Genomic DNA, 26724 nt, shown 5'->3' on the forward strand with positions numbered 1-26724 from the left:
GGGAAGGGAGGGGGAAGGGAGTTCTCCCTTCCGGGCGGTGGCCTCCCTTGGCTCCTCCCTGTCGCTCTGCGTGCGGGCCGGGCCCGTGCGGGGGGCTGGAGAAGGGGGGTCGCCCCGGCCGGTCAGCCGTCGCCCGGGGCCAGGCCCTCGGCGGTGTCGAGGAGCGCGGCCGGGTCGGCGGGGGTGACGGACTTCGCCATGTACTCGGCCAGGTAGTGGACCGTGCCGTCCGGCAGCTGCGGGCCGATCGACTTTCGATCGGCCCGGATGTGCGGAAACGTGCAGGTCAACGCCGGTGATCGCCGGTGGTCGGCGGTGTACGTCCTAGTTGGGTTGCGGTCGGGTCGCGGGTCGGGTGCCACCTGTGCACGATCACGCGGTGGCACCCGATCCGGGAGAGGACTGCGGGGGACTTGGGGGGACTCGTGCGGAGTCCGGTCAGGCCGCGCGGCGGGCCGGTGAGGTCGGGCGGCTGCCGGTGCGCGGGTACCGGTGGATCAGCTGGGCGTGGGGGCCGTGGAGTGTCAGGCCGGCGGTGTTGCGGGCCTGGACCTCCCGGCGTGCCCCGCCGAACAGGGCGTTGTAGGCCCGTTCCAGGGCCCGGCAGGTGGTCCTGTCCTTCGTGTCGAGTAGACGCGCGGTCAGCTGCCGGGCGGCGGTGTCCCGCTCCCGGATCGTGGCGAGCCCGAGGCGCTGCACGCCCTGGGCGACGAACACCCAGGCCTGTTCCTCGCTGACCCTGCTGCCGGTGGTCGGCATGTCCGACGCTGCCAACGCCACTTCCAGCTCACCGATGTGCAGGTTCCGGTAGGTGCGGGCGGCCGTGTCCGCGTCCCGTGCCGTCTGCGTGGAGGTCATCAGGCGACCGCCTGCCGGATCGAGGTGGACGCCAGGACCAGGGCGTGGGTATGGATCTGGTCGTAGCGGGAGACCGTGCCCCGGCCGTTGCTGCCCCAGTAGCGATCGGAGACCCGGCACATCGCCCCGAGCTTGCGGTTCTTCGCTGCGGAGGTCATGCCGGTCTTGTCAGCGGCGCGCCACTGCGCCCAGGCCTCTTCGTGGGCCATCGCGGCCAGCTCCCGGCGGGCGACCCCGGCCGGACCCCCGAGACGGGCCGTGCCCTGTTCCACCAGCGCGACGAGCCGCAGCAGCGGCACACGGGTCTCCGGGCCGAGGTCGGAGGCGCCCAGGGCGACCATGACCCCGAACAGGCCCAACGAGGAGATCAGGTCCCAGCCGGACAGCGGGGTCCGCCGCGCGCTCACCAGGCGCTCCGGAACGCGCGGTGGGCACCCTCGGCCACGAGCATGTTCGCCACGGCCCGGCGGCAGCGCATCACCCGCGGGTCGTGGTCGAGGTTACGGCTGCGGCGGATGTTCTCCGCGCGGCGGGCGAGAGTGGTGATTCCCCAGAAGGCCACCTGGGTGTTGACCTCGGCCCGGACCTCCGCCGGGGTGTCCAGCTCCTTGAGGGACAGGTCAGCGTCCACGAGCGCGGCGACCATCGCGTCGAACGACGGTGCGGGCCCATCGGCCGCGCGGGTGGTCTTGCCGGGGCGCTCGGCAGTGCGGGTACGGGACATCGATCGGTCCTTCCACCGGCCCCCGGACCCAGCCGGGAGCGCACCAACAGATCGGGTGCGGAAGGCGCCACGACGTGCACAGACGCTGTACGCTCAAAGAGCGATCGCAAGTCGCGTCCGGCCCGGTGTGGGTTGCCTCCCACCCGGGCCTTTTTCATGTCCAGAAGGCCCGGGGTCTTGCCCTGGTGAGACGGGGTTGCCTCCCCGTCTCACCGTTGTTGGGTTGTACCAACAACGCCATTGATACACGACGCGCTGCGCGGGTGTCAAGGGTTGTTAGCCTGTGGGTACAACCTTGCAGGTTGAGGGCAGGCGAAGGGGCAAAAGTGATCTTCAATCCGGCGGACCCGCGCCCGCTTTACCACCAGCTCGCTGCGCTGCTCCGGGAGCAGATCCGCTCTGGCGAGCTGGCTCCAGGCGCCCAGGTCCCCACCGAATCCGAGCTTGCCGAGAGGCATTCGACGAGTCGCAACACGGTCCGACTGGCGTTGAACCTCCTACGCACCGAGGGTCTACTCATCTCTCAGCGGGGGCTTGGGAGCTTCGTCCGCCCGGAGCCGCCGATGAAGTACTACGCGTCGCTGACCGGCTCCCGTCGCAAGCGGCTCGAAGCTGACCGGCGACGGGACACCTTCGCCCAGCAGATCGAGGCACAGGGGAAGACCCCCCGGCAGGTGAGTACGACGGAGGTCGTCCCGGGCACTGAGGAGATCACCGCGCACCTTGCCCTGCAATCGGGCGAATCGGTCGGGGTGCGCCGTCGGGTGATGTACGCCGACGACGAGCCGCTACAGCTTGGAGACAGCTACTACCCGCTCGACATCGTCGGTGAAAGCAAGATCATGGACCCGGCGGACGTCGTGGAGGGGACCGACCAGGTTCTCGAGGACCTCGGGCACATCCCTACGCGATACGAGGACGAGATCACCTGGCGCATGCCGAGCGCCGAGGAATCCTCCAAACTGCGCCTAACGCCGGGCGTCCCCGTGGGCAGACTGCTCCGAACGAGCTTTGACCAGCATGATCGGCCGATCGAGGTCTACGTCGTGATACTGCCCGGAGATCGTCACGTCTTGCTCTACGACGTCTCAGCTGAGTGATCACGCCACCCGTCTCGTAGCCCCTGTGCCAACTTTCCGTACTTGTTCAAGGGCGGCCCTGCGGGCCGCGCCAGCAACACGAAGCGGCCGGTACCTCTCGCAGGTACCGGCCGCGTGTGTGTGAACTCCGTCACGGCGTTCGCCGCGACGGCCCGAATGATCAGGAGCTGAAGCAGGGCGGTGGGAGGGAAGGCCAACCACCCCCGCCCCCCGGAGTGGGGATCACGGCGACGCACGCGCCGCGCCGCCCAGGACCCGGCCGGGCCCGCCGCGCTCCGGACTGCGCGTGGCGCTGGCGCGCCATGCTCGCCGGGCGCGTCGTCCCGGCCACCCGGTCGGCGTGTCGGAGCGTCGCCGTGATCCTCTCGGATCATCGAAGTTGATAGGACCGCCACCGGTGAGCTACCGCGCGGTGATCGCCGAGGGCCGGGGTTCTCCCTGGTGGGACTGCGTTTGAGCCGGAGGCGGGGATTGAACCCGCGACCTATCGCTTACGAGGCGATTGCTCTGCCACTGAGCTACTCCGGCGACTGCTGGGCGAGTGCGGGTTCACAGACACCGTCACCGCCCTGCCCGCACGAGTATGCCAGACGGGAGCCCGGTGGCGATCGGCACCTGCGGCCGGGGTTGCGCGCATCCGCCCGCAGCCGTTCGCACCCGGTGACGCACCCGGGGACCGCTGGTTGCGTGCCGACGTCGCGATGTCACTGATCTGATGTTCTGAGCAGTAAGCCACACGAGGTGGACCGTCGGTTGCCCCGTGGAAGTGTCGGGATCGGGACGTGCACTGATCGCATGCCAGGAAGGGCTTTCCGTGACGAAATCGCGAGCGGTTCTCCGGACGGGTCGGTCTGAAGGTGCCGAAAAGGCACCCCCGGTCGCAGTGGCTCCGGTGAGGTTGCGTAGGGTTTCGCTCCATGACCGGGGCCGGGGAAGGAGCGCCAGGAACGACGCGCGGAGCGTCGCTGCTGGTTGCCGAGGACGACGAGGCATCGCGAATCGCACTGGCACGCAGCCTTGAGCGATTCGGGTACCGCGTGCTGGAGGCTGCGGACGGCGAGGCGGCGCTGCGGCTGTTCCAGACCACCGAGGTGGATCTCGTTGTGCTGGACGTGGCAATGCCGAGGATGGACGGTTTCGCCGTCCTGAGTCGGCTGCGGCAGACCAGCGAGGTTCCGGTGATCATGCTCACCGGTCGTGCCGAGGAGGTCGACCGGGTTGTCGGCCTCGAACTGGGCGCCGACGACTACGTGGTCAAGCCGTACTCGCTGCGTGAGCTGGTGGCCCGGGTCCGCGCCCGGCTGCGCCGCCGGCCCGTGGAGGCCCCGCCGCAGCGCACGGGCGACGGCAACGAGCCGCTCGTCTACGGCGACGTCTCGATCGACCTGCGGGCCCGTGAGGTGGCCGTCGCCGGCGAGCGGGTGGACCTGACCGCACGCGAGTACGAGCTGCTGGCCTTCCTGGCCCGCCACCCGCGCCGGGTGTTCAGCCGGGAGGAGCTCCTGGAACAGGTCTGGGGGACCCGGTTCCAGGATCCAGCCACCGTGACCGAACATGTGCGGCGGGTGCGGACCAAGGTCGAGGGCAGACCGCCACAACGCCGGCTCGTCACCACACTCCGGGGAATGGGCTACCGCTTCGATCCGTGAGTTCGATCGGCTCGCGGAGCTCCTTGTCGTCGAGGTCCAACTCGATGATCGACCCGTTCGGGACGGGGTTGCCACGCTGGTGCTCCCGGTAGCCGCCCATGTCGAGGCGGTCGACGCTGCCAGCGCGGCTGCGCAGGCACCAGTCCACCGCGCGGATGAACATTCCGTGGCTGAAGACCACGACGAGGCCATCGGGGATCAGGCTCAGCCGGGCCAGCAGCCGATCGGCGCGGTCCATCAGCCCGGCGAACGACTCGCAGCCGAGATCCGGACGGTCGACCGCATACGGGTTCGCCGCGTGCCAGTACGTGTCGGCGAACGGCGCGCGCTCCCGGTCACTGAGGTTCTGGCCGTGCAGGCTGCCCAGATAGGTGAACTCCTGTACCTCCCAGATCTCCTCGGGCACGGTGGGGAACCTGCGGGCAGTCGGCCGGGCGGTGCGCCGGGCCCGCAGGAAACTCGAGGTCACAACGAGCGACGGGGCGTGCGGAACCGCGTCGGCCACGACGTCGGCCTGCCGTAGACCCAGCTCGGTCAGCGCGATGCCCTGTGGTTCCGCGGTCGGCAGACCCGCGTTCGCCATGCTCTCCCCGTGTCTGACCAACCACGTCAACCGTCCCACGGTGCCCCCCGGATCGTGTAGGCGTACTCGGTGTGCGGCAGCGGAACGGACGTCGGCAAGCTGCCGCCCCGTGCCCTGACATGTGCTGTGCGTCTACTGCTCCCCGCGTCGGCGGGACCGCCCGCGCCGCACCGAGGGCTCCGAGGATTCCGAGGATTCCGAGGATTCCGAGCCGGAGACGTCCGGCGGGACGCCCGGTTGCCCGGACCCCTCGACCCCCTCCGTCCCCGCGGGGGCTTCCGTTCCCGGGCCCACGGCGCAGCTCGGCGGTCCGGAGACCGCCGGTGTGGAGACTGTCGATCCGGAAACGGCCGATCCCGGGACAGCTGGCTGCTCGGAGGCTGGCTGCCGGGAGCCGTGGGTCGCCTCGTACGCCTGGCGGGATCCGCAGACGTCCGCATGTGAGCAGCTGTGCCGGCCTCCGCCGTCGAGCTCGACCGTCACCTGCTGGCGGGGGACGTCGTGGCCGACCACACGGCCGTCACCGACCGGGGTCGAGGCGCGTTCGCCGAGGGCGGGAACCGTGGCGGTGAACTGCTCGTAGAGCGGGTGCTCGTAGCGGAGGCAGCACATCAGCCGTCCGCAGGCACCGCTGATCCGCATCGGGTTCAGCGAGAGGTTCTGATCCTTGGCCATGCGTACGCTCACCGGCTCGAAATCGGTGAGGAAGGTGGAGCAGCAGAGGTCCCGCCCGCAGGAACCGATGCCGCCCTGCAGCTTGGCGCTGTCCCGGGCCGAGAGCTGGCGCAGCTGCACCCGGGCGGAGAGGGTCCGGTTGAGATCGCGGACCAGCGAGCGGAAATCGACCCGGTTCTCCGCGGTGAAATAGACGGTGATCGCGTTCGTCGCGAGGACGACATCCACGCCGATGACCTTCATCGGCAGGCCATGCTCCCGGACGAGTCTGCGGGCGGCGACCCTGGCCTGCGCCCGGCGCCGCCGGGAGGCGTCGTTGCGTCGCAGGTCCTCCTCGCCGGCGAGCCCGGCGAGGACAGGCAGGCCGCCGACGTCCTCGCTCACCCACTGCGGGGCCCATACGCAGGTTGCGACCTCAGCGCCCTCGTCGGTCGGGACCAGCACCCGGTCGCCCACCCGCGGGCTGTGCGGGCCGGGGTCGGCGTAGTACAGACGACCCCGCCGGGAAAAGGAAACCGCACACATCATCGGCATGCGACGGCCCGCCACCTTCCCCACTCGGGTGCCCGGTACACCCGGAGAAGACTATGACGGGTATGGCGTCAGCACCCTCGGTTCGCGCATCTCGGGCCCGCGCCGGGTCGGACGGGTGCGTGCCGTGCCGTCATCCGATCCGGGCGGCCCCCGGAAGACGGTAGACGGCGAACGGCGCGACGATCACCGGCCGCGCGACGTTGCGGACCGGCGTGCCGCCCGGGGTGCGGCCCATCTCCTGGCCGTGGTGGGCGTGCCCGTGGACGGCAAGCGCGGTCGCCGGCTCCCGGGCGGGCCGAGCCGCGGCCGTGGCCGTCGCTCGGCGGCGCCCCGCGGCCGGGTGCGGCTCCGGCCAGACGCCGAGGCGGGGCAGAGTCGCCGCGTTGCCCGCCCGCCGGCCGCCGTCCGTGCGCGCGGTGGCAGCCCCCGTGCCCGCATAGGCCCACCATGAGGAGGCGGACCCCTGGCTGCCCGCGGACTCGTGGCTGCCCGGCTGGTCTGCGCCGGTCGGGGAGTCCGCGGGGGCGTCGCCGGCCAGCGCGCCGTCGATGGCGGCGCCGAGCAGGGAGCTGCCGAGATACCGGTGGATCGCGGGATCCTCGCCGGTGAGCGTGTCCGCGACCGGCGCGTAGTGCGTCAGCGCGATGCGCAGGTCGGTGTCGAGCCGCGCCAGCGCGTCACGGAGCTGGTAGGCCGCGTCCGCGCCGGGAGGGACGCTGGCCGCATGGCCCTGCGCGAAACCCTTCACCCCGGCGACTCCCACCTGACCACCGGGCGTCTCGACAGTTGTCGCGGTGCCGTCGAGAACGATGGCACCGACGGCGCCGAGCATCGCCGCGACCTGGTCGCCCACGCCGGTGTCATGGTCGTGGTTGCCAAGCACGGCCACCACCGGCAGGTCCAGGTTCCCGACGACAGCGCACAGCTCCGCCGCGGATTCGGGATCGCCCCGGTTGGTCAGGTCACCGGCGAGCAGGAGAAGATCCGCGACCAGGGCCGCGCGCTGGTAGACGGGCCGGAGGCGGTGCGCGGACCCGGGAACGACGTGAAGGTCCCCGACAGCCGCAACCCGCATGATCATCCCTCCGTCACGTGCGGCGGCGGCGCGCCGCCTGGTCGCCGCCGCCGCCCGTCTCCGGGCGGCGACGTCACGCAACAGGTTCTCACGCGTCGCGTAGCGCGAGCGCGAGAGACTCGGTGGTGAGCTGCGGCACGAGTCCCGGATTGTCTGCGAGTGTCTGCCGGGTCGCCAGGACGGCCTCCCAACGGCGCAGCGTCTGCTCCGGAGTGGCCGTGGCCGCCAGTCGCTCGATGGCCTCCGCGTGGTCCGGGTGGACGGGTGCCACGCCCGCTCGCAGCTGATGGGCCAGGACGTCCCGGTACAGGCCGGCGAGATCGACCAGCGCCCGGTCGAGGGAGTCGAGGACGGTGCGCCGCCCGCGGCTCTTCTGCGTCCGCTCGAGTTCCTTGAGCGCTCCGGCGGCGCCGCGGACCTGGATCGACTTCGGCTTGGCACCGGCCCGCGCGCCGCCGCGGGCGGAGGCGGACCGGGTGCCGGCCGAGGTCGCGCCCACTCCGAGGGCCGTCTTGAGCGCTTCCGTCTCGGCCTCGTCCCGGTCGGCGTTGGCGGCCTGCGCGTCGGCGTTGGCGGCGTCGACCAGATCGGCCGCGGCCGCCAGGCAGTCACCGACCCGGTTCAGCCGGGACGGCAGCCGTAGCACCGCCTCCCGGCGGGCCCGGGCCTGCGGGTCCGCGGCCAGTCGCCGGGCCTGCCCGACATGCCCCTGGGAAGCCTGCGCGACCATCCGCGCGAGTCCTTCGTCGACGCCCTCCCGCACGAGGGCGGCGGTGACGTCGTCAACCGGCGGCAGGCGCAGCGCCACGGACCGGCAGCGGGACCGGATCGTCGGCAGGACGTCGTCGACGGACGGCGCGCACAGCAGGAACACCGCCCGCTCGGCCGGCTCCTCCAGGGCTTTGAGCAGAGCGTTCGCCGCCGAGTCGGTGAACCGGTCGGCATCGTCGATCAGCAGGATGCGCCACCGGCCGGCGCTGGGTGCGCTGGCGGCGTCCCGGATCAGGGCGCGCACGTCGCGCACCCCGATCGACAACCCCTCCGGGCGGACGGTGCGCAGGTCGGCGGCGGTGTCGGACAGGACGGTGTGGCAGCCCGGGCACTGACCGCAGCCGGGCGGGCTGTTCTCGCAGAGCAGCGCGGCGGCGAAGGCGCGGGCAGCGACGGCCAGGCCGGACCCGGCCGGCCCGGTGAACAGCCAGGAATGCGTCATCCCGGCGCGGGCCGCGGCGAGCGGGCCCTGCGTCGTCACCAGCGCGGCCGCCCGTGCCGCCGCGGTGAGCGTCGAGACGACGGAGTCCTGCCCGACCAGCGCATCCCAGACCGTCACCCGCACATTGTCCACCCGGTGCGCCACCCGCCAGGGTGGCCCTGGCGGGTGGCGACGCCCGGGCGCGCCGTCAGACGGCGGCGGCCTCGGTCCCGCTGACGAGGCGGCCGGCGATCAGCGGGCGGATCCTGCGGTGCAGCTCCTGCGCGGACAGCGTGCCGTCGAAGGTGACGTGCCGATCCGGATCCTCCTCGGCGAGCCGGCGGAACTGCTCCCGCACCCGCTGCTGGTACGCGGCCGAGGCCGGGCCGTTGTCGTTGCCGCTGTCCTTGCTGGTGTCGTTGCCAGCGCCGTCGGGTGCCGGCGCCAGGTCGGGCGGCAGATCCAGCAGGATCGTGACGTCGGGCAGCAGCGAGTGGGTCGCCCACTGGGCCAGCACAGCCAGCTCGTTGCGGTCGAGACGCTGGTCGGCCCCCTGGTAGGCGATCGAGGAGTCCGCGTACCGGTCGGTCAGGACGATCGCGCCGCGGGCGAGCGCGGGTTCGATGATCCGCGCGACCTGCTCAGCCCGGTCGGCCGCGTCCAGCAGGGCCTCGGTCCGCACGCTCGGGCGGGTGGACGGGTCGTCCAGCAGCTCGCGCAGGCCGGTCCCGAGCCGGGTCCCGCTCTTCTCCCGGACGACGACGACCTCACGCCCGCTCGCCGCGAGCCACTCCTCGAGCAGTTCGAGCTGCGCCGCCGTACCGGCACCCGCGGCACCCTCGACGGTCACGAACAGCCCGGCGTGCCGGGGCCGCCGGCTGGGGCGGTACCGACGCCCCCGCACCGCGTTCCACAGCTCCGGCAGGACGGCCTCGCCGACCTTGTCATCCATCTGCCGATAGGAGAACAGGCCCACGGCGACGGCCAGCAGCCCGCCGCCCAGCAGCACGGCGGTGACCCCGTCCGCACGGACGTTGATGTCCCCCCACAGGTGGACCTCGTGAAAGCCGATCAGCCCCACGAGGCCCGGGGCGGCCGCCAGGACGAGGAGGAGGTCGACCCGGACCAGCGACTGCACCAGCGCGAACGTGCGGCCGCGCAGCTCGTCGGCCACCTCGGCCTGCAGCAGGGTGTAGCCGGTGACCCAGGCGACGCCGGCGAAGGCGCCGACGAGCACGACCAGGATGCAGGCGATCACCAGGTTCGGGATGATCGCGACGATGACCAGCGTGATACCCGCGCCGGTGACACAGACGCCGAACAGGCGGGTCCGGCTGTAGTCGCCGAGCAGCCGCGGCCCGGCGGCCATCCCGCTCGCCAGACCGATGAAGACGGCACCGAAGAGCACACCGTAGGCCGAGTCGCCGCCGCCGAGGAGCTCGACGTAGAGCTTGCCGAGCGCGACCACGCAGCCGGCCCCGGCGAAACCGCCGAGGATGCCCACGACGAGCCCGCGGACGAGCCGGTCCTGGCCGACGAACTTCCAGCCCTCGGTGATCGAGGCGAAGAAGCCCGGCTCGGAGCCGGGCTCGGGCCGTTCCGCGCGGCCGATCGAGCGCAGGCCCCAGATCACGACAGCGGAGCCGAGGAACGTGGCGGCGTTGAAGTACAGCGCGATGTCGAGCGAGCTGTCCTCGAAGAAGCTGATGCTCGGTGCCAGGGCGCGGGACACCGTGGCGAGCAGCGTGAAGATCGCCGCCGCGAGCGGCGCCGTGCCGTAGGTCGTGATCAGGCTGAGCGTGTTGGCCGCCGCGAGCCGGTTGCGCGGGACCAGGTGCGGGATCGAGGCCTCCTTGGCCGGCGCCCAGACCAGGCTGACGCATTCGACCAGGAAGGAGGCGATCAACAGCCATTCGAGCGTGCCGACGATCGGGATCGACAGGAACAGCGCGAACCGCAGGACGTCGGTGACGACCATGGTCAGCCGGCGGTCGAGGCGGTCGGCGATCGCACCGGCGAGCGGGCCCAGCACCAGGGCGGGCAGCAGCCGGACGATCAGCAGTGAGCCGATCGCGTACGCCTTGCCGGAGAAACTGGTGGTGAGCTCGGTGACCAGCGCCGTGGTCGCGAGCAGACCCAGCCAGTCGCCCAGACTCGACAGGCTGAGCTGGATCCACATCCGGCGAAACTCGGGGATGCGCAGGACGGCCCGCACATCGCTGTCCGAGCCGTCGGAGGTGCGCGACCGCGGCGGCGGCGAGGGCACCGTCGTGACCGGGTGGCGGCTGAGCGGTCGGCGGACCCGCATGCGTGGTGCCCGCCGCCGCGCGCCGGCGCCCGTCCCGTCGCGGTTGGCCGAGTTCTGCTCCTGCCGCCGATCCTGCTCGTGTCGCTGCCCCTGGGGCTGGGCCTGCTCGTGTCGCTGCTCCCGGTCGGCCGGGACGGGTACGCCCGCCGCGGGCCCGCCAGCCGGGACCTGTATCGGTGTGCCTTCCAGATCGCCGCGGCTTTCGCCGACGGGCAGATCCATCAGCCGGACCGTCGCGAGCCGCCGGAGGCGGCTCCGGGAGCTCCGGCGGCTCCGGTGCCGCCGTCGCTGTCGCCACCGTCGGTGCCGCCGCCGGCCGCCGGCGTGGCCGAGGGCCCACCCGCGTCCTTACCGGCGCTCGCGGCTCTCGATGTGGTCCTGGCTGTGGTCCTGGCCGTGCTGGCGGGTTTGTCCTTGTCCGCCGTCGTGCCCTTGGCCGCGGACTTCGACTTCGCCGGAGTCTTCTCGGTGCTCTTGGCGGTCGAACGCGACTTGGTTGTGGCCTTGGTTGTGCTCTTGGCGGGCGCCTTCGTGGTGGACTTCGTCGTCCGCCGGGTGGTCGTGGTGCCCCGGGCCCGGCGGTCCGCCAGCAGCTCCGCGGCCCGCTCGGTGCTGATCGTCTCGACCGCGTCGCCCTTGCGCAGGCTGGCGTTCGTCTCGCCGTCGGTCACGTAGGGCCCGAAACGCCCCTCCCGGACGACGATCGGGCGCTCGGTCGCCGGGTCCTGCCCCAGCTCGCGCAGCGGCGGGGTCTGTGCGGCCTGTCGCCGCCCGCGCGCCTTCGGCTGGGCCAGCAGCGCCAGCGCCTCCTCCAGGGTGACCGTGAAGAGCTGCTCCTCGGACTCCAGCGACCGGCTGTCGGTGCCCTTCTTCACATAGGGCCCGTACCGCCCGTTCTGGGCCGTCACCTCCGCCCCGTCCTCACCCACGCCGAGGACCCGGGGCAGCGTGAGCAGCCGCAGCGCCTCCTCCAGCGTCACGGTCTCCAGGGACATGGTGCGCAGCAGGCTCGCGGTCCGCGGTGGCTCGCTGTCCGTCGTCACGTAGGGGCCGTACCGGCCGGCCTTCGCGGTGATCGACGCGCCGCTCTCCGGGTCGGTGCCGAGGACCCGGTCACCGCTCGGCGCGGCCAGCAGCTCCAGCGCCCGCTCGACCGTGAGTTCGTCCGGAGCGACCTCGTCCGGGACGCTGGCGCGGCCCTCGCCATGCTGGACGTACGGGCCATAGCGCCCCACCCGCACGACGACGGTCGCGCCGTCCTCGGCCTTGCCCAGCGGAATCGAGTTGACCTCGCGCGCGTCGATCTCGCCGAGCCGCTCCCCGACCAGGTGTTTCAGGCCCTCCACCCCGGCCGAGCCGTCTGCCTCGGTGGAGCCGAAGTAGAAGCCGGTCAGCCAGTCGGCGGACGCGGCCGTGCCGGCGGCGATCGCGTCGAGGTCGTCCTCCATCGAGGCGGTGAACTGGTAGTCGACGAGCCGGGCGAAGTGATCCTCGAGCAGACCGACCACAGCGAAGGCCACAAAGCTCGGGACCAGGGCCGAGCCCTTCTTCCAGACGTAGCCGCGGTCCTGGATCGTTCCGATGATCGACGCGTATGTGGACGGCCGGCCGATCCCCAGCTCCTCCAGCGTCTTGACCAGGCTCGCCTCGGTGAACCGCGGCGGCGGGCTGGTGGTGTGGCCCCGCGGCGTGAGCGTGCGGGTGTCGAGCGCGTCACCCTGGCGGACGTCGGGCAACCGCCGCTCGCGGTCCTCGAGCTCGGCGTCCGGGTCGTCGGCGCCCTCGACGTAGGCCCGCAGGAATCCCGGGAAGGTGATGACCTTCCCGGACGCCGAGAACTCGGCGTCCTCACCGGCGGAGGACCGCGCGCCCAGGCGGATCGTGGCGCTGGTGCCGCGGGCGTCCGCCATCTGGCTGGCCACCGTGCGCTGCCAGATCAGCTCGTAGAGCCGGAACGAGTCGCCGTCGAGCTCCCCGCGCACCTCGCCCGGTGTCCGGAAGTGGTCGCCGGCCGGTCGGATGGCCTCGTGTGCCTCCTGGGCGTTCTTGACCTTCTTCGCGTAGACGCGTGGCCGGTCCGGAACGTACTCGGTGCCGTAGAGCGTGCGGGCCTGGTCCCGGGCGGCGGCGAGCGCGGTCTCGGACAGGTTCGTCGAGTCCGTCCGCATATAGGTGATGTAGCCGTTCTCGTACAGGCGCTGGGCGACCTGCATCGTCCGCTGGCTCGAGAAGCGCAGCTTGCGCCCGGCCTCCTGCTGCAGCGTGGAGGTCATGAACGGCGGGTACGGCGAGCGCCGGTAGGGCTTCGTCTCCACCGAACGCACCGTGAACGCCGCATCGGCGAGCCGGGCGGAGAGAGCCCGGGCGCCCGCCTCGTCGAGCAGGGCGACAGCGTCGGACGTCAGCTCGCCGGTCGGGGCGAAGTCACGGCCACTGGCCAGGCGCCGCCCGTCCAGCGCGACGAGCGTCGCGGGCAGGGGGGTCCGGTCCGGTGCGGCGCCGTCGTGCCCGGCGGTCTGCTGGAAGACGCCCTCGATGTTCCAGTACTCGGCGGTCCGGAACCGCATCCGGGCCCGCTCGCGCTCGACGAGGACCCGGGTCGCCACGCTCTGGACCCGCCCCGCCGACAGCTTCGGCATGACCTTCTTCCACAGCACGGGGGAGACCTCGTAGCCGTAGAGCCGGTCCAGGATCCGCCGGGTCTCCTGCGCGTTGACCAGGTTCTCGTTGATCTCCCGAGGGCTGTCGACGGCACGCTGGATCGCCTGCGGGGTGATCTCGTGGAAGACCATGCGCTTGACCGGGACGGTCGGCTTCAACGTCTGCAGGAGGTGCCAGGCGATCGCCTCGCCCTCCCGGTCCTCGTCTGTCGCGAGATAGAGCTCGCTGGCGTCCTTGACGAGCGACTTGAGCTTGCTGACCTGCACCTTCTTGTCCGGACTGACGACGTAGAGGGGCTCGAAACCGTTGTCGACGTCCACGCCCAGGCGGGCCCAGGGCTTGCCCTTGTGCGCGGCGGGAACGTCGGCGGCGCTGCGCGGCAGGTCCCGGATGTGACCGATGCTCGACTCGACCTGCCAGCCGGGGCCCAGATAGCCCGCGATCGTCTTCGCCTTCGCGGGCGACTCCACGATCACAAGGCGAGTTCCCTCCACCTTCGCCGCGCGGCGCCCGCCGGCCGGCCGGCGGGCGCTCGGGGAGCCGTCCGGGGCGCGCTCGCTGGGGACGCCAGCCGCACCGCCCGCGGTGGCGGACGCGGACGTCGCGGCCGCGGTGGCCGTGCCGGCCGGGGCGGTGGTCGCGGTCGCGCCCACAGGCTCGGTGCGGTCGGCAGGCTCGGCGACCGGCGTCGGCGACCCCGCGGTCGTCCGGCTCGTCGAATTCGTGCGCGGTGGCACTTCTCTCCTCGATACGGCGTGCTGCATCCGGTGGATCACCGTGACTGTTGCTCCAGCCCCGCTGACCCTCGTGTGATCTACCTCTGTCTGCTCCAATGCCCGCCCGGGCCGTCGTACGGCGCGCTGGCGTCTCCCGCTCCGTGGGCGTGGACGCGGGCCCGGCGCGACCGGACATCTCCCGCTGCCGGAATCGGCCGCAGGGAGCACCGTACGCCGGTGTGTCGCTGGAGGGATCCCCCCGTCCGCTGTCGAGGCCCGAGCGAGTTCTCTCTCTGTGGTCGCACCGGCCACCGACCGCACCATCGTGCCGTGGCAGGCGCCGGCTGGTCCAGCGTCAAAGAGATCTCCCCGCGCCGAGTGGCGCGACGGCGGCTGCACGGCCCGCGGTGCGCTGCCTGCGCTGCCTGGCACTGCGCTGCCTGGCACTGCGCTGCCTGGCACTGCGCTGCCTGTGCTGCGCCCTGCCGGGCGTCACAGCGGGCTGCCCGGCCTGATCGGGTCGCGGAGTCCGAACGTGCGGCCGGGCGCCGGTGCCGGTCGTCTGACCGGCACCGGCGCCCGGACCGGGTCACATCGGGAGTCCGGGTCAGACGCGAACCTCCGAGTCCGACTCCGGCGAACGGGACGGCGGCGCGGCGGTAACCGGGGGTCCGTCGCCGACGGATGATCCCCGCCGCCTGGAGACGACCACAACAGCGATGATCACCGCGGTGGCCGCCAGGGCGATGCCGATCCGTGCCGGCGTGTTCTCGTCCTCGCCCACCGAGAACTTCACCACCAGGGGTGCGATCAGCAGGCTGACCAGATTCATGACCTTGAGGAGCGGGTTGATCGACGGCCCGGCGGTGTCCTTGAACGGGTCGCCCACCGTGTCGCCGATCACGGTGGCGGCGTGTACCTCGGAACCCTTGCCGCCATACCGACCGTCCTCGACGAGCTTCTTCGCGTTGTCCCAGGCCCCGCCCGAGTTGGCCAGGAAGACCGCCATCAGGACGCCGCCGGCGATCGCCCCACAGAGGAAGGCCCCCAGCGGCGGATAGCCCAGACCGAACCCGACCGCGATCGGCGCCATCACCGCCAGGGTTCCGGGTGTCACGAGCTCTCGCAGCGAATCCCGGGTGCAGATGTCCACGACGGCGCCGTAGTCGGGCTTCTCGGTGCCCTGCATGATCCCCGGTCGGGTGCGGAACTGGTTGCGCACCTCGGTCACGACCCGCCCGGCGGCCCGCCCGACGGCGTTGATGGCCAGTCCGGAGAACAGGAAGACCACAGCCGCACCGATGATCAGGCCCACCAGTGCGTCGGGATAGGCCACATTGAGACCACCGACGGTGCCCCGGCCGATCTCGGGGGCGACGCCGGCGTCGGCCAGCGCTGTCGTCACCGTGTCCGTGAACGACCCGAACAGGGCGGTAGCGGCGAGGACAGCGGTCGCGATCGCGATGCCCTTCGTGATCGCCTTGGTGGTGTTTCCGACCGCGTCGAGCGAGGTGAGAATCGCCGCTCCGCGCTCGTCGATCCCCTCCGGCCCGGCGGACATCTCGGCGATTCCCTGGGCGTTGTCGCTGACCGGCCCGAACGTGTCCATCGACACGATGACACCGACAGTGGTGAGAAGTCCCGTGCCGGCCAGCGCCACCGCGAACAACGCGATCGTGACACTCCCGGACCCGAGCAGATAGGCCCCGAACACGGCTGCCCCGATGAGCAGAGACGAATAGACGGCCGACTCCATGCCCACCCCGATACCAGCCAGGATGTTCGTCGCCGGACCGGTCGTCGACGCCTCGACGACGCTCAGCACCGGACGCCGGTTCGTCTCGGTGAAGTAGCTGGTCAGAAGCTGGATGGCCGCCGCCAGCACGATGCCGATGAGCACCGCGCTGATCGCGATCACCCGGGGGTTTCCGCTCTGGGTGCTGCCGGCCATTCCCGGGAGCTCGGCGAAGCTTCCGGGCAGGTACAGCAGTGTGACAATCACCACGCCGACGGCCGAGATCACGGCTGAGATGAAGAAACCGCGGTTGATCGCGGTCATTCCGGTGCGGTCACCGGGGCGGGGCGAGACCGCGAAGATTCCGATGATCGCCGTGATTACGCCGACTGCTGGTATCAGCAGCGGGTAGACCAGCCCGTTCTCGCCGAAGGCCTTCACTCCGAGAATCAGGGCCGCGACCAGCATGACGGCGTAGGACTCGAACAGGTCGGCAGCCATTCCGGCGCAGTCGCCGACATTGTCGCCGACGTTGTCGGCGATGGTCGCCGCGTTGCGGGGATCATCCTCCGGAATTCCCTGCTCGACCTTGCCGACGAGGTCGGCGCCGACGTCCGCCGCCTTGGTGAAGATGCCGCCGCCGACCCGCATGAACATCGCCAGAAGCGCGGCTCCGAAGCCGAACCCCTCCAGTACCTGGGGGGCGGTGTCACGGAAGGCCAGGACCACCACCGCGGCGCCCAGCAGGCCCAGGCCGACGGTGAACATCCCGACCACACCACCGGTGCGGAAGGCGATCCGCATCGCGGCACGCTCACCGCGCTCGATCGCCGCCGCGGCCGTACGGGTGTTGGCGCGGGTGGCCAGGGACATGCCGACGAAACCGACCAGCGCCGAGAAGACGGCACCCACCACGAAGAACACCGAACGGCCCACTCGGGCACCGGTGTCGTCCGCAGGGAGAAGGAGCAGGACGAAGGGAATGACGATGACGAACCCGGCGAGGGTCCGGAACTGCCGTCGGAGATACGCTGCGGCTCCCTCCTGAACCGCTTTTCCCACCTCGATCATCTTCGGTGTACCGGCGCTCGCGGCCAGTACCTCGCGCACGAGGTATCCGGCCACCAGCAGTGCGAGCGCTGCGACGATCGCCACACCGGCGACCAACCCCACAGCTCCACCGCTAAGGTCGATAGGAGTGTTATCGCCCTGTAGGGTGTGGATCGGGGACATGGCTCCTCCCGGTCTGTCATGTGCACCCTCTGCCGCCGCGGCAGCGTGAGGGTGGGCGCCGACCGCCCACTCCCCACCACTCGTCGGCAACAGCCATGACGTCGCATCCGACGACGCTCTGGGTGGCGGACCGGTACCGGTCAGCGGGCGCGGGCCGGCTGGTGCGGGCCGGGCGGTCGCCGGAGGTGACTCCGGCGAGGAAGCGGACGCCGTTCCACCGGCACCGCTGTCCCGCCCGCGCGGCAAACACCCATGTGGCCCTTGCCTGTGGCCCGGGGCCCGGACCCCACAGGGAACACCAAGGGAAACTCCGACGGCTCCGATCAACCGTCGGCGAGATGCGGCGGAGTCTATCCGTAGGTGTGTGACGTGCGCGGGTTTTTCGGCTGTGACTGGCCGGGTCTGTTGGTTTTGTTGTAAAGAGTCCCCGGCTCTCGGCTGGCATGCACGGCAGCCGGTTGTCCGCAAGCGGTCGCGCCTGGTGACGATGCGTGCACCCAGGTGCGGGTGTCGCGATGCCTCCGCGAAACCGGAGCCGGACGCGTTACTGGGGGCCTCCGAGTTTCCGGAGACCCCCAGCGGGCGGTGAGGAGAGGCTGACCGTTCAGGCCTGCCGGCGGGCCGAACCGGCGATCTCGGCGGCGAGCGCCGCGTACGCGGCGGAGTCGAGGTCGGTGTCGTCGGCGGGTTCCCCGGTGTGCCAGGTCATCTCGACCACGGTTCCTGTGCCGTCCGCGCCTCGCCGGACGGCCACCTCATCCACCAGCCCTTCGATCAGGGCCAGCCCGAGGCCGGGAGGAAACGGCTGGTCGGAGTCGGCATCCCCGGGCAGGTCGGGAACGCCGAGGACCGACGCCTCCGGACCCGCCGGGTTCTCGAGGCCGAGGAGGGCGTCGACGCTGATCAGGCCACCGTCCGGCCCCGGGGCGATCTCGTCGCCCGGGACGCCGCTGTCGGAGACGACGACCGTGAACGTCTCAGCGGAGTCCGTCAGCTCCACCCGTACGAGTGCCTGGGGACTGCTCCGGCGGGTGACCCGGACGGCCCGGGCACACGCCTCCCCGACCGCCAGCTTGATCTCGTCGACCGCCCCGGCCGGCACGCCCGCCCGCCGGCTGACCGCGGTGGCGATCATGCGTGCGGTGCGGACATGGCCGGGCAGGGCTGCGAAGCACAACTCGACGGTGGGCATGCGTCCGGAGACCTGCCTTTCGCGAAGGGACCTGACGCGGCGAAGAAAGCTGCCTCAGTCGCGGGCGGCCAGGGCTTCCTCGACGGAGGAGTGGATCGGGAACACCTTGGTGAGCCCGGTGATGCGGAAGATCTTCAGAATGCGTTCCTGGGTGCAGACAAGGCGCAGGGAACCCTCGTGCGCGCGCACCCGCTTGAGACCGCCGACCAGAACGCCGAGGCCGGTGGAGTCGAGGAACTCCACGCCCTCCATGTCGACCACCAGGTGGTACGACCCGGCCGAGACCAGGTCGATGAGCTGCTCACGGAGCTTGGGGGCGGTGTACACATCGATCTCGCCGCCCACCACGACGACCGTGTGGGTCCCTTCCTGGCGAGTCGTGAGGGACAGATCCACGGATCCTCCTAGTGGTTCTTCCCGGCGCCCGCGCCTCGGGCAACCGACATCACGGCGGCACTACCCTCCCATGAGGAGGATCAATCCGGTAGCCCGCAACACGGAGCGAGCCGGCATTCGGCGCGGCCGGCGGAGAGTCGCTGTCACGCGGCCCTTCCCCGTCCGGGGCGGTGCACCTCGGATGATGCTATCGCCGATCTAGGGCCGTGACCGGCAAGGTCCGCCGTGGCCGCCGTACCCCGCCGGTGGTGGGACACGTGGGTTGTCCGGGACGGCCTATCGTGGCGGGCGTGGGTTCGTCGGCAGCCGCTGCGCAGGACTTCTCCCGCGCTGGCAGCGTTCTGTCCCGACTCGCCCGAGACAGCCGCCGGGCGGGCAACATCACCCATGTCGAGCACGTGCCGGCCCGCCGGGGCCAGGCCGTGCCGTGGCCGGAATGGGCGGATCCGGTTCTGGTCGGCCGGCTGCGCGCCGCGGGTGTCGAGCAGCCGTGGGCGCACCAGGCCGAAGCCGCCCAGGCGGCCCACGAGGGCCGTGATGTCGTGCTTGCGACAGGCACCGCCTCCGGCAAGTCGGTGGGCTATCTGTTGCCGGTGCTGTCCCGCCTGCTGGCGGAGCCGGGGGCCCGCGCGATCTACCTGGCGCCGACCAAGGCACTGGCCCACGACCAGCTCCGGTCGGTGCGCTCACTGCGGCTGACCGGCATCCGCGCCTCGACCTACGACGGCGACACGCCAGGTTCCGAGCGTGAATGGGTGCGGGCGCACGCCACGTTCGTCCTGACGAACCCCGACATGCTGCACCGGGGGATCCTGCCGGGCCACCGCCGGTGGGCACCGTTCCTCCGCGGCCTGCGATACGTGATCATCGACGAGTGTCACGGTTACCGAGGTGTGTTCGGCGCCCACGTCGCGCTGATCATGCGCCGGCTGCGGCGGGTCTGCGCCCGGTACGGATCCAGGCCGGTCTTCGTCCTCGCATCGGCGACCGTCGCCGACCCGGGGATGTCGGCCTCCCGGCTGACCGGTGTGGACGTGGAGGTGGTCGACACCGACGCCTCGCCCCGCGGGCCCATGGACTTCGCCCTCTACGAGCCTCCGCTGCTCGGAGCGGGCTCCCGCCAGCCGTCTCCACCCGCTGTCGGCTCCACCGCTGCCGGCTCCGGCGAGGGCGGGCCGGACCTCCCGGTCCCGCGCGGGGAGAACGACGCGCCGGTCCGGCGGGCCGCGACCGCCGAGTCGGCGGACCTGCTGGCCGATCTCGTCGCGGACGGCACGCGGACGCTGGTGTTCGTCCGGTCGCGGCGGGCCGCGGAGGTCGTCGCCGCGGCGGCCCGCCGCGGGCTGGGCGAGGTGTCCCCGGATCTGGCCAGCCGGGTCGCCGCGTACCGCGCCGGCTATCTCGCCGAGGAACGCCGCGATCTGGAGAGCCGGCTGCGGACCGGCGAGCTCCTCGGCGTGGCCGCCACGCCGGCGCTGGAGCTCGGCGTCGACATCAGCGGGCTTGACGCCACCGTCATCGCCGGTTTCCCTGGGACGCTCGCGTCGCTGTGGCAGCAGGCCGGCCGCGCCGGCCGGGCTGGGCAGGGCGCGCTCGCTGTCCTCGTCGCCCGGGACGACCCGCTGGACACCTACCTCGTGCACCACCCGGAGGCCGTCTTCGGCCGGTCGGTCGAGGCGAGCGTGTTCGACCCGGACAACCTGTATGTACTCATGCCGCATCTGGAGTGCGCCGCCAGCGAGCTGCCGCTGGCCGAGGACGATCTCGCACTTTTCGGCCCCGGCGCCCGCGCGGCCGTCGACGACCTCGTCCGCCGCGGCCGGCTCCGGCGCCGACCCGCCGGCTGGTTCTGGACCCAGCGACACCGACCGGATGTCGACATCCGGGGGGCCGGGGGGCCTCCGGTCCGGATCGTCGAGGCGGGAACCGGCCGCCTGCTCGGCACCGAGGACGCCGCGACCGCGCACTCGACGGTGCACCAGGGGGCGGTCTACGTGCACCAGGGTGCGACCTTCATCGTCGCCGAGCTGGACCTCGAGGACGCGGTCGCGTTCGTCGAGGCGGCGTCGCCGGACTGGACGACCGTCGCGCGGGAGCACACCGACATCCGGGTCGTCGAATCCACTCGTGCTGCCCGGTTCGGAGCTGTGGAGATCCACTTTGGCACGGTGGAGGTCACCCATCAGGTGACCGGTTTTCAGCGACGCCGGCTCGCCACCGGAGAGGTGTTCGGGCGGGAGCCACTCGACCTGCCGCCACGCCACCTGCGGACCAGGGCCGTCTGGTACACCGTGACCGACGACCTGCTGGCGGCGGCTGGAATCGAGTCCGCCGACGTGCCCGGCGCGGTGCACGCCGCCGAGCACGCGGCGATAGGCCTGCTTCCGCTGTTCGCGACCTGTGACCGATGGGATATCGGTGGAGTGTCGACTGCTCTGCATCCGGACACCGGCCTGACCAGCGTTTTCGTCTATGACGGCCATGCGGGTGGCGCCGGGTTCGCCGAGCGGGGCTTTGAACGGGTGGCGGAGTGGCTGGGGGCGACCCGGGACGCCGTGGCCGCCTGTGAGTGCCCCGCCGGGTGCCCGTCCTGTGTGCAGTCGCCGAAGTGCGGAAACGGCAACGAGCCTCTCGCCAAGGCGGCGGCCGTGCGGCTGCTGGATGCTCTGCTTGCCGCGGTGGACGGCGGCCGGCAGAAAACGCTGGAGTCCCGACAGGAATAGACACCTTCGTGGGCTGGGGGTGCAGACGACCGTATCGGGGGTAGACCGCCCTCTGTCGGATACGCGAAGCGGTCTGGTGTCCCGTAATCACGGCAGGAATCTGGAGGTCCCGGTGGTCACCGTCGGCGTGGTCCTGTTGCTACTGGCGGGTGTTCTCACCGCCGACCTCGTGCTGGAGAACTCCGGCCAGACCGAAGTCATGATCATGGGGCAGTCACTGTCCTTCGACATCTGGGGCTTGTTCGTGCTGGGCCTGGCCACCGGCGTCCTGGTGGTTGCCGGCGTGCAGATCGGGCTGCAGGGCTTCGCGCGGGACCGGCAGCGGCGCAGAGAAGAGCGCCAGCGGGCCCGGGACCTGGCGGCGATGACCCGCGCGGTGCCGGCGCCGCAGCCAGCGCCCGCGCGGCCTGCCCCGAGCCCGGTCCCGGCCTCGATGGGTGCCGCTCCCGCCCGTACGGGACAGGCCGGCACGAATCCGCGCCCGGCGCCGGCGCCGAGCCGAGCCCGGACCGCGGATGCGCCTGCCGGCATGCCCGTTCCCGGAACTGCGCCCCGTGCCGGCGCCGCGTCCCACGCCGCCACGCCGCCGCCCCCGGCTTCGGTCCCGGCTGGTCGGGCGGCCGGCTCCGCGACCGTGCCCACCGAACCGCTGTCGATGGGCCGCCCTGGCCCCGACGCGGCGGAGGCAGTGAGGCCCCGGGCGACCGGGCCGGCCAGCCCGCGGGACGCCCGGCCCGCGGCTGCCGTGACCGGCTCGCCCGCACAGCAGGCCGGCCCCGCTGTCGCGGCGACGGCGCCGGGCCCTGTCGTCCCCGCCGCCCAGTCCGCGCCGGCCGCCGGCCGGGCGGGGGGCGCCTCCCCGCGGCCGGCTGAGCCGAAGCCTTCGACACCGCGTGCTGACCGGGTCGTCGCACGGGTCGCCGACCTGCGCCGGAGGAAGCACGAGTCGCGTCCCACGGACGGCCCGACTGGTGGTGACACGCCGGGGAGCGGCGAGCCCGCCGGCACCTCCGCGTCCACCACCGGCGCCCGGACGAGCTGACCCTCCGGCCGGCCGGCGCCGACTCGCGTCGGCGCGGCCGCCGTGTAGGCGTTCGGTGCCCCTTCCCACGGCCCGGCGCGGGCTCTGGCCCGCGCCGGGCCGAACGCGTGCAGAGGACCCGGCAGATCCGCCTCGACGGCCACGGTGACGCCGGTGCTGTCGATCTCGCATGCCGTCATCCGCGCGATGTTCGCGTGGGCGGTGTCCCTGGCGCGCTGACAGGCGAGGTCGGCTGCGGCCGAGCGGTCCGCCGCGGCGGCGAGCGCGGCGAGATCCGCGGCGGTCGCCGCCCGTTGGCGGGCCGCGTCGACCTGGAGGAGGCTCAGCGCCGTCGACCCCGCCAGGATCAGCACCATCAGCCCGCCGAGCAGCCAGATGGTGGCGGAGCCCTGGTCGGCGGCCGGTGGCGATGCACCCGGGTCCGTCGATGTCACCGTTCGCGCTCCCGGGCCGCGGCCTCGACGGCGGCGACCGCGAACGCGGAGACCGTGACCGTGGGTGCGATCGCACCTGCCCCACCCGCCCCCACGGTGGCGGCGACGCGGACGCGGACGCCTCCCTCGACCTCCTCGATGTCGATCACGGCGTCAGCCGGGGCGACCCGTAGTGCCCAGGCGCGGGTCGCCGCCGGTGTCTCGCCGCGGGCGGCGGCCCTGGCCGCCAGCCGGGCGGCCTCGGCGCACCGCGTCTGCGCCGACACCGCGCTGATCATCCACAGGAGCAGGAACACCACGGCCACCAGGCTTGGCAGGCCCATGGCGAGTTCGGCCGTCACCTGGCCCTGGTCCCTGTCGTCGCGGCTGGTCGCCAGCCTGGCCGGTTTCATCGACACGGCCTCAGAACGAGACCGTCAGCGCGCGCTGCACCACTGAGGAGATCAGGGACCGGGTCGCCGAGCTCGACACCACCGCGTACAACACGCCCGCGAAGGCGACGGCGGCGAGCGTGCCGACGGCGTACTCGGCTGTCGACATCCCCGCGTCGGCAGAACCAGAGCGGATGCTCGAGAGCCCGGGTGGACGCCGCCGCGGCCCCTCGACGCGAGCAGGCCGCCATGGGAGGGACGGAAGCCATGAGCCGAGGGTGCGCCCTGGGCGAGTCGGCAGCCTCGGGTGGAGCGGCGGCCAGGAACGGGCCGGCTGCGCGACGGTGAGGAAGGCCGCCAGGACAAACAGAGGGAGCAGGAGTCGCATCGTTGGCCTCCGGGCCAGGGTCGGGACGATCGGGTGGTTGTGCCCACTGATCGTCATCCGCGGACGCCTCGGCCTGGCCTGACACGCGGCCTCTGTGGACAGCCCGATCTCGTCCACAGCCCTGCGCCCGCCCGACCCGCCCGACCCGTTCGACCCGTTCGGCCCGCCCGACCGTTCGACGTGCGCGGCTCGGGGGCCCGTGCCTGGCCAACGCGGCGCGGGGACGGCCGGCGTGGGGACGGCGGTGGCGCGCCTCAGCCACGACCGGGGAACGTCAGACCGGGGCCGAGGCCCGGGGCGGAACCGACGACGACCGGCACGACCCCCAGCAGCAGGAATGCGGGCAGGAAACACAACCCGAGGGGAGCGACGGCCATCACACCCGCCCGCCGCGCCGCGGTGATGACCGCGGCGTGGGCATCCTGCCGGGCCCGGGCGCTGATCCTGGTGAGCGTCATCGCGAGCTTCGCACCGGAGGATTCGGTCCGACCGATGGCCGCGACCGCGGCCAGTACCGCGCGTGTCTCGTGCCCCCGGGCCGGCCTGGATCTGCCCGGGAGCGCGCCCGTCCACAACGCCCGCGCAGGTCGGGAGGCGACGCGGTGCGGCCGGGGATGTCGCCGACCACCGGTCCGGCGCCCACCCGCGGACTCCGCTGGATGTCGCGCGCCGGCTGCGTCCAGCAGCCGTTGGCAGGCCTCGTCCGCGGGCAGGCCGCGCCGCATGGCGCGGCCGGTCGCCCGCAGCTGCGCCCCGGCGGGGCCGCCCGTCGCCGCCCCGACCACTTCCAGCGCGTGCTGCGTGGTGGCCCCAGCGCGCAGGCACGCGGCGACGAGGTCGAGCGCGAGTGGCAGGTCGGCGAGCAGCCTGCGCCGGTACTCGCGGGACGTCGACCTGCCTGGAAGAGACCAGCTCCGTGAGGACCGGCCCTGCCGGAGCTCGAAGGGTCCGGCACACACCGGAGGTACCCGGGCCTGGACGCCGTCCGCGATCCGGCGCAGCCAGCGCAGTCCGGTGAGGTCAAGCAGCACCCCCGCGGCCAGGCACGCCGTCCCGACCGGCGGCGTCACCAGGACCACCAGAGGTGAGGCGCCGAGGAGCACGCCGAGGAGCACGCCGAGCACGGGTAGCCCGGCCACAAGGCGGCCGGACGAGCGTGGGCCGGCCAGCGCGGCCGCGAGTTCGTCCGCCCGGGCCGCGTCCGACCGGGCTGCGTCGGCGAGCATTGTCGCGACCGGCGCGAGCCGTACGCCAGCGAGCTGACAGACCCGATAGGCGGTCGCGAGCTGCCGGAGCGCGGCCGCGTCGCACCGGGCGAGCAGCCTGGCCGGATCGTCAGCGCTGACCAGCAGCTCCTGTAGCCGCGGCAGGTCGAGCCAGCCGCCCGACGGCCTGCGCGGCGCGCGCGAGGTCCGCCGGGCCCGGAACCGTCCGCGTGCCGCCGGGCTGTTCCCAGCCCGGGGCGGTACGACCACCGGCCCGGGCCCAGGGCCGGGGCCGTGTCGTTCGCCGGCGGGGTGCGCTGGCAGGTTGCCGACCGAGGCCAACGCCATCCGCAGCGCGTCACCCGGCGCCGCGCCGGCGTCCAGCTCGGTGGCGAGCGCGCCGAGCACGTCCTCCGCCGCCCCCCGCAGCTCGGCCTGGTAACGGGCGAGCGCCCACCGACGTACCGCGCGGTACCCGGAGCAGATCAGCACGACCGCGAGCCCCGCCAACGGCCCGCCGAGAGCCGTCGCGGTGAGGCTCGCACCGGCCTGCGCGGCACGGCGGGTGAGGCTGGCACCGGAGATCACCGCGCACCGCGCAGGCCCGGTGCGGGCGGTGCGGGCGGTGCGGTGAGCCTGGCGGGCGCGAGGCGCACGCCGCGATCCTCGAGGAGGCGCAGGAGCACCGGGAGACCCTCGGCTGCCGTGAGCCGGCCGGGGCTGTGCTCGTCTCGCCGACGGCCGTGCGACGCGGCATGCCCACTGCCCGCGACGAGCGCCGGGACGACCTGGACGAGTCCGTCGGCACCACGGCGCAGCACACCGATGCTGACCACGCGGCGGGCGCCGGCGCCGTCACGCCCGAGGTGGATGGCCACCTGGACAGCCGCGGCGAGATGGCTGTGCAGGGCGGCGCGCTGCAGCCCGGCCAGCGTGCCGAGCGCCTCCAGCCGCGCCGGGAGGGTCTCGGCGGCGTTCGCGTGCACCGTCCCCATGCCGCCCTCGTGACCGGTGTTCATCGCCATCAGCAGGTCGAGGACCTCCGGCCCGCGTACCTCCCCGACGACGAGGCGGTCGGGCCGCATGCGTAGCGACTGCCGGACGAGGTCCCGCTGCGTGATCTCTCCGGCGCCCTCGATGTTGGCGGGCCGGGCCTCCATCCGGACAACGTTGACCCGGGACAGGACCAGTTCGGCGGTGTCCTCCACCAGCACGATCCGTTCCGCGGCAGGTACGGCGTCCAGGAGTGCGGCGAGCAGGGTGCTTTTTCCCGTCCCGGTCCCGCCGCTGATCAGTGCGGTCAGCCTGGTGTCGAGGACGGCCCGCAGGACGCCCGCCGCGTCGGGCCCGACCGTGCCTGCTGCCGCGAGGTCGGCCAGTGTGAACGGGCGGGGGCGCGGCCTGCGCAGGGAAAGGCAGGTGCCACTGAGGGCCGGCGGGGAGAGCATTGCGTGCAGCCGGATTCCGCCGGGCAGCCGGACATCGGCGAACGGCATCGCGGTGTCGAGCCGGCGCCCGCCGCCGGCGGCGAGTCGCACGGCGAGGGCACGGACGGCGCCGTCGTCGGGAAACCGCACACCGGTGAGGCGGAGCCGGCCGGCCCGTTCGATCCAGATCCTGTCCGGGCTGTTGACCAGGACATCGGTCACCTCCGGGTCGCGGAGGAGGGTTGCCAGCGGCCCCAGCCGGTCCAGATGCTCCGAGAGCACGCTCCCGGCGGCCAGGGGCACGCCGCCCGCCACGGAGAGCGGACTGGACATCTGCTGCCCAGCGGTCCGCGTCGCGGCGGCCATCCACCCCGACTCCGGCCCCGGCACCGTCCAGGCTGTGGATGCCATGCACACCACGCCTGCCGCGGGCGGCGGCGGACGCACCGCCCGCCGGCGCGCTGTCGCTGCCCGGCGAACCGTCCGGGCCGATGGCGAGGCCG

General features: G+C 72.7%; 21 protein-coding genes and 1 tRNA gene. 3 read left to right on the forward strand and 19 right to left on the reverse strand.

What is annotated here, in order from left to right; translation table 11 throughout:
* Window positions 1-122 precede the first annotated feature (122 nt).
* The 4 genes from AB1460_RS26840 to AB1460_RS26855 all read right to left on the reverse strand — a co-directional run bounded on the left by AB1460_RS26840 (window position 123) and on the right by AB1460_RS26855 (window position 1582).
* Window positions 123-290: a hypothetical protein gene (locus AB1460_RS26840; protein WP_368964895.1), complete on the reverse strand. Its 168-nt coding sequence runs from the start codon at window positions 288-290 to the stop codon at window positions 123-125.
* A 148-nt stretch (window positions 291-438) separates the two neighbouring features.
* Entirely contained in the window at window positions 439-858 is a 420-nt protein-coding gene (locus AB1460_RS26845; protein ID WP_368964896.1) for a hypothetical protein, read from the reverse strand.
* The gene (locus AB1460_RS26850; protein ID WP_368964897.1) at window positions 858-1265 is read right to left on the reverse strand and encodes a hypothetical protein; all 408 of its coding nucleotides are present in this window, start codon (window positions 1263-1265) and stop codon (window positions 858-860) included. Before AB1460_RS26850 ends, AB1460_RS26845 begins: the two co-directional genes overlap by 1 nt.
* Window positions 1262-1582 (reverse strand): hypothetical protein, encoded by a 321-nt coding sequence (locus AB1460_RS26855; protein ID WP_368964898.1) that lies wholly within the window; start codon window positions 1580-1582, stop codon window positions 1262-1264. The genes AB1460_RS26850 and AB1460_RS26855 overlap by 4 nt, the downstream gene beginning before the upstream one ends.
* 326 nt (window positions 1583-1908) lie before the next feature.
* On the opposite strand from AB1460_RS26855, the gene AB1460_RS26860 reads away from it, so the two are divergent.
* Window positions 1909-2682 carry a GntR family transcriptional regulator gene (locus AB1460_RS26860; protein WP_368964899.1) on the forward strand — a complete coding sequence of 258 codons (774 nt, stop codon included), beginning with the start codon at window positions 1909-1911 and terminating at the stop codon, window positions 2680-2682.
* 456 nt (window positions 2683-3138) lie between these two features.
* Here the strand turns inward: AB1460_RS26860 and AB1460_RS26865 are convergent.
* A tRNA-Thr gene (locus AB1460_RS26865) sits at window positions 3139-3210 on the reverse strand.
* 389 nt (window positions 3211-3599) lie between these two features.
* Between AB1460_RS26865 and AB1460_RS26870 the strand changes: the two genes are divergently transcribed.
* The gene (locus AB1460_RS26870; RefSeq protein WP_071090694.1) at window positions 3600-4331 is read left to right on the forward strand and encodes a response regulator transcription factor; all 732 of its coding nucleotides are present in this window, start codon (window positions 3600-3602) and stop codon (window positions 4329-4331) included.
* Here the strand turns inward: AB1460_RS26870 and AB1460_RS26875 are convergent.
* The 9 genes from AB1460_RS26875 to AB1460_RS26915 form a co-directional block, all read right to left on the reverse strand.
* The gene (locus AB1460_RS26875; RefSeq protein WP_368964900.1) at window positions 4291-4953 is read right to left on the reverse strand and encodes a histidine phosphatase family protein; all 663 of its coding nucleotides are present in this window, start codon (window positions 4951-4953) and stop codon (window positions 4291-4293) included. The two genes, AB1460_RS26870 and AB1460_RS26875, sit on opposite strands and share 41 nt — an antisense overlap.
* A gap of 93 nt (window positions 4954-5046) precedes the next feature.
* Window positions 5047-6123 carry a PSP1 domain-containing protein gene (locus AB1460_RS26880; RefSeq protein WP_368964901.1) on the reverse strand — a complete coding sequence of 359 codons (1077 nt, stop codon included), beginning with the start codon at window positions 6121-6123 and terminating at the stop codon, window positions 5047-5049.
* Window positions 6124-6253: 130 nt separating this feature from the next.
* Window positions 6254-7198 carry a metallophosphoesterase family protein gene (locus AB1460_RS26885; RefSeq protein WP_420497378.1) on the reverse strand — a complete coding sequence of 315 codons (945 nt, stop codon included), beginning with the start codon at window positions 7196-7198 and terminating at the stop codon, window positions 6254-6256.
* Window positions 7199-7286: 88 nt separating this feature from the next.
* Window positions 7287-8528 (reverse strand): DNA polymerase III subunit delta', encoded by a 1242-nt coding sequence (locus tag AB1460_RS26890; RefSeq protein WP_368964902.1) that lies wholly within the window; start codon window positions 8526-8528, stop codon window positions 7287-7289.
* Between the two features lie 70 nt (window positions 8529-8598).
* Window positions 8599-10920 (reverse strand): dTMP kinase, encoded by a 2322-nt coding sequence (gene tmk, locus AB1460_RS26895; RefSeq protein WP_368964903.1) that lies wholly within the window; start codon window positions 10918-10920, stop codon window positions 8599-8601.
* On the reverse strand, window positions 10920-14096 hold the full coding sequence (topA, locus tag AB1460_RS26900; protein WP_368964904.1) for a type I DNA topoisomerase: 3177 nt from the start codon (window positions 14094-14096) through the stop codon (window positions 10920-10922). Before topA ends, tmk begins: the two co-directional genes overlap by 1 nt.
* Before the next feature lie 586 nt (window positions 14097-14682).
* Complete coding sequence (locus tag AB1460_RS26905) at window positions 14683-17043, reverse strand: sodium-translocating pyrophosphatase (protein WP_368964905.1); 2361 nt, start codon at window positions 17041-17043, stop codon at window positions 14683-14685.
* Window positions 17044-17647: 604 nt separating this feature from the next.
* On the reverse strand, window positions 17648-18235 hold the full coding sequence (locus AB1460_RS26910) for an ATP-binding protein (protein ID WP_368964906.1): 588 nt from the start codon (window positions 18233-18235) through the stop codon (window positions 17648-17650).
* Between the two features lie 54 nt (window positions 18236-18289).
* Entirely contained in the window at window positions 18290-18631 is a 342-nt protein-coding gene (locus tag AB1460_RS26915) for an STAS domain-containing protein (protein WP_071090670.1), read from the reverse strand.
* Between the two features lie 281 nt (window positions 18632-18912).
* Here AB1460_RS26915 and AB1460_RS26920 point away from each other — a divergent pair, with 281 nt between their 5' ends.
* Window positions 18913-21354, forward strand: a complete 2442-nt coding sequence (locus AB1460_RS26920) for a DEAD/DEAH box helicase (RefSeq protein WP_420497379.1) — start codon at window positions 18913-18915, stop codon at window positions 21352-21354.
* Window positions 21355-21441: 87 nt separating this feature from the next.
* Here the strand turns inward: AB1460_RS26920 and AB1460_RS26925 are convergent, their stop codons facing one another.
* The 5 genes from AB1460_RS26925 to AB1460_RS26945 form a co-directional block, all read right to left on the reverse strand.
* A complete protein-coding gene (locus AB1460_RS26925) occupies window positions 21442-22830 on the reverse strand; it encodes an Rv3654c family TadE-like protein (RefSeq protein WP_368964907.1) in 1389 nt (462 codons plus the stop codon).
* Window positions 22827-23222 (reverse strand): TadE family type IV pilus minor pilin, encoded by a 396-nt coding sequence (locus AB1460_RS26930; RefSeq protein ID WP_368964908.1) that lies wholly within the window; start codon window positions 23220-23222, stop codon window positions 22827-22829. Before AB1460_RS26930 ends, AB1460_RS26925 begins: the two co-directional genes overlap by 4 nt.
* Window positions 23223-23232: 10 nt before the next feature.
* Window positions 23233-23370 carry a DUF4244 domain-containing protein gene (locus AB1460_RS38410; RefSeq protein WP_083986581.1) on the reverse strand — a complete coding sequence of 46 codons (138 nt, stop codon included), beginning with the start codon at window positions 23368-23370 and terminating at the stop codon, window positions 23233-23235.
* 473 nt (window positions 23371-23843) lie between these two features.
* Entirely contained in the window at window positions 23844-25382 is a 1539-nt protein-coding gene (locus AB1460_RS26940; RefSeq protein WP_368964910.1) for a secretion system protein, read from the reverse strand.
* The gene (locus tag AB1460_RS26945; protein ID WP_420497380.1) at window positions 25379-26632 is read right to left on the reverse strand and encodes a TadA family conjugal transfer-associated ATPase; all 1254 of its coding nucleotides are present in this window, start codon (window positions 26630-26632) and stop codon (window positions 25379-25381) included. The genes AB1460_RS26940 and AB1460_RS26945 overlap by 4 nt, the downstream gene beginning before the upstream one ends.
* Between the last annotated feature and the right edge of the window lie 92 nt (window positions 26633-26724).

It is taken from the genome of Parafrankia sp. FMc2, assembly GCF_041008525.1.
Taxonomy (GTDB): Bacteria; Actinomycetota; Actinomycetes; order Frankiales; family Frankiaceae; genus Parafrankia.

What these genes read in the sequence shown, in the direction of transcription:
- AB1460_RS26945 (WP_420497380.1), bottom strand. Translation starts at nt 26,632, where the DNA reads ATGGCATCCACAGCCTGGACGGTGCCGGGGCCGGAGTCGGGGTGGATG.
- AB1460_RS26905 (WP_368964905.1), bottom strand. Translation starts at nt 17,043, where the DNA reads ATGTCCCCGATCCACACCCTACAGGGCGATAACACTCCTATCGACCTT.
- AB1460_RS26845 (WP_368964896.1), bottom strand. Translation starts at nt 858, where the DNA reads ATGACCTCCACGCAGACGGCACGGGACGCGGACACGGCCGCCCGCACC.
- AB1460_RS26880 (WP_368964901.1), bottom strand. Translation starts at nt 6,123, where the DNA reads ATGCCGATGATGTGTGCGGTTTCCTTTTCCCGGCGGGGTCGTCTGTAC.
- AB1460_RS26870 (WP_071090694.1), top strand. Translation starts at nt 3,600, where the DNA reads ATGACCGGGGCCGGGGAAGGAGCGCCAGGAACGACGCGCGGAGCGTCG.
- AB1460_RS38410 (WP_083986581.1), bottom strand. Translation starts at nt 23,370, where the DNA reads ATGTCGACAGCCGAGTACGCCGTCGGCACGCTCGCCGCCGTCGCCTTC.
- AB1460_RS26910 (WP_368964906.1), bottom strand. Translation starts at nt 18,235, where the DNA reads ATGCCCACCGTCGAGTTGTGCTTCGCAGCCCTGCCCGGCCATGTCCGC.
- AB1460_RS26930 (WP_368964908.1), bottom strand. Translation starts at nt 23,222, where the DNA reads ATGAAACCGGCCAGGCTGGCGACCAGCCGCGACGACAGGGACCAGGGC.
- tmk (WP_368964903.1), bottom strand. Translation starts at nt 10,920, where the DNA reads ATGGATCTGCCCGTCGGCGAAAGCCGCGGCGATCTGGAAGGCACACCG.
- AB1460_RS26855 (WP_368964898.1), bottom strand. Translation starts at nt 1,582, where the DNA reads ATGTCCCGTACCCGCACTGCCGAGCGCCCCGGCAAGACCACCCGCGCG.
- AB1460_RS26885 (WP_420497378.1), bottom strand. Translation starts at nt 7,198, where the DNA reads ATGCGGGTTGCGGCTGTCGGGGACCTTCACGTCGTTCCCGGGTCCGCG.